Genomic DNA, 8,783 nt, shown 5'->3' with positions numbered 1-8,783 from the left:
ATGGATATGCCTGCTTGCATCAGCGGCGATACACGCTTGTGATGTGTGGCATTCACTTCGCGAACATATCCATTCCCGGCAGCGGCACCACCGGCTGGTTTCGCCTTTTACGGCGACCCACTTTTGCCCCGACAAAAGTGACACGCCGTAAAGGCGGAACGGGGCATCGGGCCCAACATCGCGAATGGATATGCCTGCCGTCATCAGGGGCGACGCATGTTTGTGGCTATTGGCACTCACTTCGTGAACATACCCATTCATTGATGTGGTTGATTGACGTATCAAGCACTCCAAGGGCTCAAGTGAACAGCCCTGGTCAGCTCCAACTCAGGATTGGCCAGCCGTGTTGCTCGGCGTGCCCGCGCAGTACCGGGTCGGGGTTCACCACGACGGGGTGGTCCACCTTGAGCAGCAGCGGCAAGTCGTTGCGCGAGTCAGAGTAGAAACTGGCACCCTCCAGGTTCTCTTCTTCCTGATCCAGCCACTCCAGCAGGCGGGTGATCTTGCCTTCGCGGTAAGTCAGCACGCCCCGGGTCTTGCCGGTGTACACGCCGTTCACGACCTCAAGATCAATGGCGAGAAATTCGTCGATACCCAGCCGCGCCGCAATCGGTGCCACCAGGTGGGTGCCGGAGGCCGATATCACCAGCACCCGGTCGCCACGCTTGCGGTGTTCGGCGATCCGTTTGCAGGCTTCGCTGAAGATGATCGGCTCAATGATGTTCTCGACCCAAGGCTCCACCAGGTGCTGCAGTTCTTCCTGGGTACGCCCGGCAATGGGCTCCAGGCTGAACGCCATGTAGTCCTCCATGGCCAGGTGGCCACGGCCATATGCATCCATCAACTCACGGTCGCGGCGCAGAAAAGACTCACCATCGACCCAACCCAGGCGGGCCATTTCTTCACTCCACAGCGAGGCGCAGTCGCCGTGGATCAAGGTTTCGTCCAGATCGAAAATCGCTAAAGCCATTTCACTCAAACTCCTGTGCAACCCTCAGGCAACTTCGCAGAGGGCGGTGGGATCGATGGACAAGGATACCCGTTGACCATTGGGATGCAGATCGGCGGACGAGCGATTCAGTACATCGACCAGTAACTCGACACCCCGGGCCTCGACCCGGTAACGGATCACGTTGCCCAGCAGACTATGACTGCGTACCTGGCCTTCCAGTTCGCCGTTCAGGCTCAGGACGATGGCTTCCGGGCGAATGGCCAGGCGACTGCTGATCGGTCGTTGCAGCAAGCGGCTGGCGCTGTCGGCATCGAGCAGGTTGTAGTTGCCGATAAAACCGGCGGCGAAGGCATCGGCGGGGGCGGTGTAGAGGGTTTCGGCATCGCCGCTCTGGACGATACGCCCTTGGTTCATCAGGAAAATGCGATCCGACAGGATCAGTGCTTCCTCCTGGTCATGGGTCACAAAAATGGTCGTCAGGCCCAACTCACGCTGGATATTTCGGATCTGTTCGCGCAGGTGCTTGCGGATCCGCGCATCCAGGGCCGACAGCGGTTCGTCGAGCAGCAGCAGGCGTGGTCGGGTCACCAGTGAGCGGGCCAGGGCCACACGCTGGCACTGGCCACCAGAAAGCTGGTGCGGATAGCGGCTGGCGAAGTCTTGCAGCTCGACCAGTTGCAGTACCTCAAGCACGCGGCTGCGGCTTTCTTCGGGGGCAACCTTCTGCATGCGCAGGCCAAAGGCGACGTTCTGTTCCACGGTCATGTTGGGGAACAGGGCATAGCTCTGAAAGACCATGCCGATTCCGCGTTTCTGCGGGCTCAGAGGCACCAGGTCCTGGCCGTCCAGAAGAATCTTGCCGCTGTCCACTGCCGTCAGCCCGGCGATGCAGCGCAGCAGGGTGGATTTGCCGCAGCCGGAAGGGCCGAGCAGGGTGACGAACTCACCGCGTTCGATGTGGCAGTTGATGTCATTGAACACCGGGTTGCCGGCATAACGTTTCTGCAGGTTTTGCACACTGACGAAGCTCATATCACGACTTGTCCTTGTTCAGGCGGTTGGCTGCCCAGGTCAGCACCAGCACGAAGAGGAAATAGGAAATCACCAGGGCGCTGTTGAAATGGCCGCTGCTGTTACGCATGTTGTTGAGGTACACCTGCAGGGTTTCATAGCGCGTGCCGACCAACAGGTTGGCGAAGACGAACTCGCCAAACAGGAACGAGAACGACAAAAGCAGCGCGACCATCAGGCCCTTGCGCAGGTTGGGCAGTACCACCAGCAGCGCGGCCTGAAAGGTACTGGCGCCGAGCAATTGGGCGGCGTCCATCAGGTCACGCAGGTTAATGGCTTGCAGGTTGTTGGTGATTGCCCGGTACATGAAGGGCAAGGCCACGGTGAAGTAGCAACCGATCAGGATCCATGGCGTACCGACCATCGCCAGCGGCCCCGAGCCATAGAGCTGCAGCAGGCCCACCGAGGACACCACCGGCGGTACCGCGAAGGGCAACAGGATGAGGATGTTCATCAGCGCGTCGAGCCGGGGGAAGTGGTAATGCACCACGAACAGCAACGGCAGAATCAGCAGTACCGAGAGAATCAACGCCCCCACGCATACCAGCAGCGATTGGCCGAATGCGGCAAGAAAGCGCGGGTCGCTCCACAAGGCCAGGTACCACTTGAGGGTCAGCCCACTGGGCAGAATGCTCGCTGACCAACTGGTGGCCAGGGAGTAGAGCAAGGTACCGGCCAGGGGCAACAGCAACAGCAGAAACAGGGCGTAGACCACCAACCGATGATAGAGGTGGGTCGAAGCGGGTTCAGCGCGCGACATGGTAGCTCCTCTTCAGCAGCCATTGGTGGACCAGGGTAACCAGCGTCATCAAGCCGACCAGGATCATGGCCAGGGCACTGGCCAGGTTCGGGTCCAGGGAGATGTCGCCCGCGACCAGCGCGGCGATGCGGATCGGTAACACGTTGAAGTTGCCGGTGGTCAAGGCGTACACCGTGGCGTAAGCCCCCAGGGCGTTGGCCAGCAGGATCACGAAAGTGCCGAGCAGGGCTGGGGTCAATACTGGCAGGCCGATATGCCGCCAGTACTGCCAGGCGTTGGCACCGAGCAACTCGGCGGACTCACGCCAGTCTTCACGCAGGGCGTCGAATGCCGGGTAGAGCAGCAGCACACCCAGCGGGATCTGGAAGTAGGTGTAGAGGATGATCAACCCGCTTTTGGAGTACAGGTTGAAGTCTTCGATGATCCCGGCCTGCTTGAGCAGCATGGTCAGGGCACCGTTGAAACCGAGCAGGATGATGAAGGCGAAGGCCAGTGGCACCCCGGCGAAATTGCTGGTCATGTTGGCGAAGGCGTTGACGAAGTCGCGCAGCCGCGAATCGACCCGGCGCAGCGAGTAGCTGCCGAGGATGGCGATCAGGATGCCGAACAGGCTCGACCAGAAACTGATCTCCAGGCTGTGCTGGATAGCCTGGCGGTAGAACTTCGAGTTGAACACCTTGCTGAAGTTGTCCAGGCCCCAGCCACTTTCGGCCTGAACACTGTGTATGGCGACCCAGGCCAGCGGGGCAATTTGAAAGACCAGGAAAAACACCGCAAAGGGCAGCAGGCAGAGCAGCGCCAGGTATTTACCGCGAGTGAGCGCGTTCACGTGAGTAGCTCCCGGCACACCGGCTTGTCATGGGCAATGCCCATCAGCTCGCAAATCGTGCCACACAACTCGGTCTGCAAGGGTTTGGCGGCAGGGTCGAGGCTGAAGGCATCGCCAAACACGAACAGCGGCACTTCACGCTCTTCAGGCAGCAGGCCATTGTGCGAGTGGTCGTTGTTCATGCCGTGGTCAGAGGTGACGAGTACCTGATAGCCACTGTCGAGCCAGCCTTGCAGATAGTCGGCCAGCAGGATGTCGGCGCCGCGTGCACTGTTACGGTACTGACGGCTGTCCAGCCCGTGGCGATGGCCGGCGTCGTCAATGTTCATCGGATGCACGAGCAGGAAGTTCGGTGCATGCCGGCGTCGCAGGTACTCGGCATCGGCAAACAGGTGCGAGTCCGGGTAGTGATCGACGTAATAAAACAGGCCGTGTTGAATCGGCAGTTTCGGCGAGTGCGTGTGGCGATCACGCAACGGGTCGAACGGTGAGCGGTTGTACAGTTCGCTGACCCAGTGGTAGGCCGCTGCCGCCGTGCTCAGGCCTGCTTCGTGGGCGTAATGAAAGATGCTGCGCTGCGTGGACAGGCGCGTGACGTTGTTGTGAACAATACCGCTGTCGATGGGGGCTACGCCGGTAAGGATGCACTCATACAGCGGGCGGGACAGTGCCGGCAGCTCGCATTCGAGGCGGTACAGGGCTGCACGGTCGGCTTCGACATAGGCATGCAGGTGGCCCATGGCGTGATGTGCGACCTGATAGTTGAGGCCATCAAGCAGGACCAGAATGACGTTGTGTTTCATGATTTCTCCGAAGTACGCGGGAGGGCTTCATCGCTGGCAAGCCAGCGCCCACATGAGCCTTGTGGGAACTGGTTTGCCGGCGATCGGGGCGCCACGGTTTCCCGGTTGCGCCCACAGCCTCACTCCATCTCGATGATCACTTGCTCCTGCCACATCTGCGGCAGTTTCTTCGAGGTGGCTTCCCAGGCCGCGGCATCCTTGATCGGCTGAGCGGCCTTGTACTGCTCATTGGGCAGCAGCTTGGCCTGTACATCGGCGGGCAGTTTCAGGTGTTCGGCACGAATCGGCCGGGCATTGCCGCGGGCGAGGTTGGTTTGCCCGGCATCGCTGAAAATGTATTCGCGAGTCAGTTTGGCGGCATTGGGGTTCTTGGCGTACTTGTTGATGATGGTGGTGTAGCCCGAGATCACCGAGCCATCTGCCGGGATCAAGACCTCAAAGCGCTTCGGATCGATCTGCTCGCGGTAGCTCAGGCCGTTGAAGTCCCAGACCACACCCACTTCCACTTCACCCTTCTCCAGGGTCTGGATGGTGGGGTTGGCCAGCGACAGACGCTTCTGCTGCGCCAGCTTGGTGAACAGTTGCAGGCCCGGCTCGAGATTCTTCTCGTCACCCTTGTAAGCGATGGCGGCAGCCAGTACACCGTTGGCCGCCTGGGCGGCGGTGCCAACATCACCGATCGCGACCTTGTACTTGCCCTTTTCCAGGTCATGCCAGGTTTTTGGCATGTCGGCTTCTTTCACCAACTGCTTATTGATGATGAAGGCGATCGTGCCGGTATAGGCCAGCGCCCAATGGCCATCCTTGTCCTTGGCCCACGCAGGCACTTGATCCCAGGTGCTGGGCTTGTAGGGTTGGGTCACGCCCTTGGCTGCGGCAATCGGGCCGAAGGCGGCGCCAACGTCGCCGATATCAGCGCTGGCGTTGTCTTTTTCTGCCTCGAACTTGGCCACCTCCTGAGCCGAACTCATGTCGGTGTCCATATGCTTGAGGCCATACTTGCTGGCCAGGTCTTCCCAGGTTCCTTTCCAGTTGGCCCAGGCGTCTGGCATGCCTACGCTGTTGACCGCGCCCTCTTTACGGGCAGCGTCCTCCAGGGCTTTCAGGTCGGTACCGGCGGCCATCGCCGAGGTGCACAGGGCAATGGTAGAACCTAACAGTGACGCCAGGAAAAGCTGTTTCATCCGAAGCTCCTTATTGGGTGCCTTGCAAAACGCATGGGGTGTTGGACGTTGTTGCGATTCGGTTGGTCTAGGTCAGCAATACCTGAGCCAAGGTAGGCCGGGTGCATGACATTTTGATGTCGCTGCGGGTTGTTCCGGCATGGCAGCTGGCTCTGAAAATACAGCGTAGACCAGATTCAAGTGCTTGATCCGCAACGCCTGAAGGCCTTGTTCGAGAGGGTTTGGATGACCGTTGAGCGGTAATGTCATCTGGCGTTCATCTGCATTGCCTAGTCTTGAAGTATTCCCGAGCGCCCCTTTCTGAGCGTTTTACTGCTCAGTATTGGCGCTGGACTAGTCCAGATAGGTAACCTTTGATGCGTCCACTGCCACCACGCGCAGTAACAGCCATATGCCAGGCGTTGCAGGAACAGATCGAGCACGGCCTGCTGGCCGCCGGTTGCAAGTTGCCGGCCGAGCGCAAGCTGAGCGAAGTGTTCGACACGACGCGTATTACCCTGCGTGAAGCGCTGGTGCAGCTTGAAGCCCTTGGGGTGATCTACCGTGAGGAGCGTCGTGGCTGGTTCGTTGCACCCGAGCGATTGACCTATGATCTGATCGAGCGTAGCCACTTTCACGCCATGGTGCGTGCCCAGGGACGGGTGCCGGCTACCGAGTTGTTGTCGGCACGTCTTCAGCCTGCGCCCGCCGCGATCTGTGCGCGCTTGCAACTGTCGCCGCTGTCCAGCGTGATTCAGATCTGTCGGTTACGGCGTATCGACGGGCGTGCGGTGCTGTATGCCGAGCACTACCTGAACCCTGAGCACTTTCCGGATATCCTCAGCTTCGACCTGGGCCAGTCATTGACTGAGTTGTACGCCGAGCACTACGGGATCCAGTACGGCCGGGTGTGTTTTGAAATTCTGCCTACGGCATTGCCCGTCGCCGCGGGTATGGCCCTGAAAGTATCGTCGGGCAGCCCCGGGCTGCAGATCACTCGGGTCAACAGCGATCAGCACGGGCGCTTGATCGACTGCGACCTGGAGTATTGGCGGCATGATGCGATCCGCATTCGAGCCGATGCCGGTTAAGTGTTGTTGCCCTCGGCGCCGCCACCGGCGGTGATCACCTGCACCGACAGGCGCGGAGTGGCCAGGTCCAGGCCGGCTTCATCAAGCTCGCGCTTGAGCGCCAGGTTGAACGCCCGTGAAACCTCCCACTGTTTGATCGGTGCGGTCTTGAACCGCGCCCGCAGGATGGCCGAGCCAGACTCGAAGCTCTCCACGCCTTGCAACTCCAGCGGTGACCAGATGCTGCGGCGTTGCAGCGGGTCGTTGCGCAGCTTCTGGCCAACATCGCGAACCAGGCTGATGGCCTGATCGATGTTCATGCTGTGGGGAATCGCGATGCGGAAGATCGCGTAACCAAACTCCCGCGAGTAGTTCTTGATACTTTTGATCTCGCTGAACGGGATGGTATGGACGATACCGTCGATATCGCGCAGGCGTACGGTACGGATAGTCAGGCCTTCGACGGTTCCCAGGTGGCCGCCGACATCGACATAGTCGTCAATGGCCAGGGAGTCCTCGATGATGATGAACAGGCCGGTGATCAAATCGGCCACAAGCGACTGCGCGCCGAAACCGATCGCCAGGCCGATGACCCCTGCACCCGCCAGCAGCGGCGTGACGTTCATGCCCATGTTGGCCAGGGCGACGATCACCGCAATGATGAAAATGGCCACGAACAGCACGTTGCGGATCAGCGGCATCATGGTTTGTGCACGGGCATTGGCCGCGCCTTTGCGTGAACGCGTCAGGGCATGGTGCACGGCGGTATCGCTGAGTATCCACACCAGCCACGCGGCGAGCAGCGTGCCGCCCAGGCCAAGCAGGCGCATGGCAGCGTCATGGCCGTCGCCCTCGGCGAAACCGATCAGCGAGAAGCCCCAGACCCGAAGACCCAATTCGATGAACAGCAGCCAGATCGTCAGGTGTACCAAGGTGTAGCCAAAACTTTTGAGCCGCTCGTAGTAGAGCGGTTGGCGGCGGTTGCTCCGGTGCGGTTTTGCAGCATGGCGACGGACCAGGCCGTTGATCACCATGCACAGCACCAGCAGTACGGCGCACATCAGCGACTGGCGCAGTGCGGTGCTGGTGTCGCCTGCTGAAATAAACGTGGCAAACAATGAGATGGCCACCAGTACCAACGCCGGCAGGTACCAGAAACTGCCGAGAATCTCGATGGTATCGCTCAGGGCGCGGCGGGTCAGGCGACGCGACAGCGGTTGGTTGCGGATCAGGTGAGCGATAGGGCGCCGGAAACGCAGGATGAACAGCCCGCTGGAAAGGGCTGCCAGCACATTCGCCAGCGTTGCCAGGCTATGCGCCAGGTGGGTGCCCAGCGCAGTGGCCAGGCGCGGATCGTTCATCGCCTCACCGAACGCGGCAAAACTGCCGATCAGCCACAGCGGGCGGAACGCGCGGCGCCGTAAAATGTGCAGCGCATGATGGCGATGCGGGCCGTCGAGCAAGGAAAAGGCAATTACGCAAATGGCCGAGAAACAGGTACCGACCACCAGCGCATAGGCCAGCACCATGGCCATTGACTTGCCCAGTGACGAGGGCAGGGCAAAACTCAGGTACAGGGTGATGATCAGCGCCACCAGCCAAGGGCCAAGCTTACGCAAGGCGAAGCGCACCATGTCCCAGGTTTTGGGGTGATGGGGGAGTTCCTCGGTCAGGCCGAAGCGTAGCCGCACCTGATGCCCGACCCAGATAAAACCGTAAGCCAACAGGCTCCAGAGGGCGATGACCGCGGCAAAGCCGAACAGCATGGCGGGCAACTCTTTCACCGGCACCATCAGGGCGGCCAGTTCCTCCTGAGCCTGGTCCAGCTCCTGCGACCACCGCGTGAAGGGGCTGGCGTCACCACTGAACTGCTTCTCGAGGCTGGCCACGGTGTTGCCAATCACCCCCAGTACGCCTTGCTCTACTGATGGCTGCGCCTGCTTGGTGCTGTCGCGCAGCTTCTTCAGATCGGCCAGCAAGCTGGCACGTTGCTGATCGTTTTCCAGGCGCTTGATGACCTCGTCCAGGGACTGGCTCAGCGGCTCGGTGGCTTCGGGCTGGGCTTTGCTGGCGCCGAGCAAACCCGGCAAACCTGCCGCCTGTGCCAGGCCGACAGGCGCCAGCAGCATCAGAAA

At 60.6% G+C, this 8,783-nt stretch carries 8 protein-coding genes; 1 reads left to right on the top strand and 7 read right to left on the bottom strand.

The window, feature by feature from the left end; genetic code table 11:
* Positions 1-316: 316 nt before the first annotated feature.
* The 6 genes from EKA13_RS16485 to EKA13_RS16460 all read right to left on the bottom strand — a co-directional run bounded on the left by EKA13_RS16485 (position 317) and on the right by EKA13_RS16460 (position 5,599).
* Positions 317-970 (bottom strand): HAD family hydrolase, encoded by a 654-nt coding sequence (locus EKA13_RS16485; protein ID WP_065760423.1) that lies wholly within the window; start codon positions 968-970, stop codon positions 317-319.
* Between the two features lie 24 nt (positions 971-994).
* On the bottom strand, positions 995-1,984 hold the full coding sequence (locus EKA13_RS16480) for an ABC transporter ATP-binding protein (protein ID WP_065760422.1): 990 nt from the start codon (positions 1,982-1,984) through the stop codon (positions 995-997).
* A gap of 1 nt (position 1,985) precedes the next feature.
* Positions 1,986-2,783 carry an ABC transporter permease gene (locus EKA13_RS16475; protein ID WP_065760421.1) on the bottom strand — a complete coding sequence of 266 codons (798 nt, stop codon included), beginning with the start codon at positions 2,781-2,783 and terminating at the stop codon, positions 1,986-1,988.
* The gene (locus EKA13_RS16470) at positions 2,770-3,612 is read right to left on the bottom strand and encodes an ABC transporter permease (RefSeq protein WP_065760420.1); all 843 of its coding nucleotides are present in this window, start codon (positions 3,610-3,612) and stop codon (positions 2,770-2,772) included. Before EKA13_RS16470 ends, EKA13_RS16475 begins: the two co-directional genes overlap by 14 nt.
* Positions 3,609-4,415 (bottom strand): alkaline phosphatase family protein, encoded by an 807-nt coding sequence (locus EKA13_RS16465; RefSeq protein WP_065760419.1) that lies wholly within the window; start codon positions 4,413-4,415, stop codon positions 3,609-3,611. The genes EKA13_RS16470 and EKA13_RS16465 overlap by 4 nt, the downstream gene beginning before the upstream one ends.
* Positions 4,416-4,534: 119 nt before the next feature.
* Positions 4,535-5,599, bottom strand: coding sequence for an ABC transporter substrate-binding protein (locus EKA13_RS16460; RefSeq protein ID WP_065760418.1), 1,065 nt, complete (start codon positions 5,597-5,599; stop codon positions 4,535-4,537).
* Between the two features lie 356 nt (positions 5,600-5,955).
* On the opposite strand from EKA13_RS16460, the gene phnR reads away from it, so the two are divergent.
* Positions 5,956-6,669 (top strand): phosphonate utilization transcriptional regulator PhnR, encoded by a 714-nt coding sequence (gene phnR / locus EKA13_RS16455; RefSeq protein ID WP_065760417.1) that lies wholly within the window; start codon positions 5,956-5,958, stop codon positions 6,667-6,669.
* Here the strand turns inward: phnR and EKA13_RS16450 are convergent.
* A complete protein-coding gene (locus EKA13_RS16450; protein ID WP_425415175.1) occupies positions 6,666-8,777 on the bottom strand; it encodes a mechanosensitive ion channel family protein in 2,112 nt (703 codons plus the stop codon). The two genes, phnR and EKA13_RS16450, sit on opposite strands and share 4 nt — an antisense overlap.
* Positions 8,778-8,783 lie beyond the last annotated feature (6 nt).

Source organism: Pseudomonas defluvii, assembly GCF_001695625.1.
Taxonomy (GTDB): Bacteria; Pseudomonadota; Gammaproteobacteria; order Pseudomonadales; family Pseudomonadaceae; genus Aquipseudomonas; species Aquipseudomonas defluvii.
This window is presented reverse-complemented; position numbering and strand designations above follow the sequence as displayed.

What these genes read in the sequence shown, in the direction of transcription:
- phnR (WP_065760417.1), top strand. Translation starts at nt 5,956, where the DNA reads ATGCGTCCACTGCCACCACGCGCAGTAACAGCCATATGCCAGGCGTTG.
- EKA13_RS16475 (WP_065760421.1), bottom strand. Translation starts at nt 2,783, where the DNA reads ATGTCGCGCGCTGAACCCGCTTCGACCCACCTCTATCATCGGTTGGTG.
- EKA13_RS16485 (WP_065760423.1), bottom strand. Translation starts at nt 970, where the DNA reads ATGGCTTTAGCGATTTTCGATCTGGACGAAACCTTGATCCACGGCGAC.
- EKA13_RS16450 (WP_425415175.1), bottom strand. Translation starts at nt 8,777, where the DNA reads ATGCTGCTGGCGCCTGTCGGCCTGGCACAGGCGGCAGGTTTGCCGGGT.
- EKA13_RS16460 (WP_065760418.1), bottom strand. Translation starts at nt 5,599, where the DNA reads ATGAAACAGCTTTTCCTGGCGTCACTGTTAGGTTCTACCATTGCCCTG.
- EKA13_RS16465 (WP_065760419.1), bottom strand. Translation starts at nt 4,415, where the DNA reads ATGAAACACAACGTCATTCTGGTCCTGCTTGATGGCCTCAACTATCAG.
- EKA13_RS16480 (WP_065760422.1), bottom strand. Translation starts at nt 1,984, where the DNA reads ATGAGCTTCGTCAGTGTGCAAAACCTGCAGAAACGTTATGCCGGCAAC.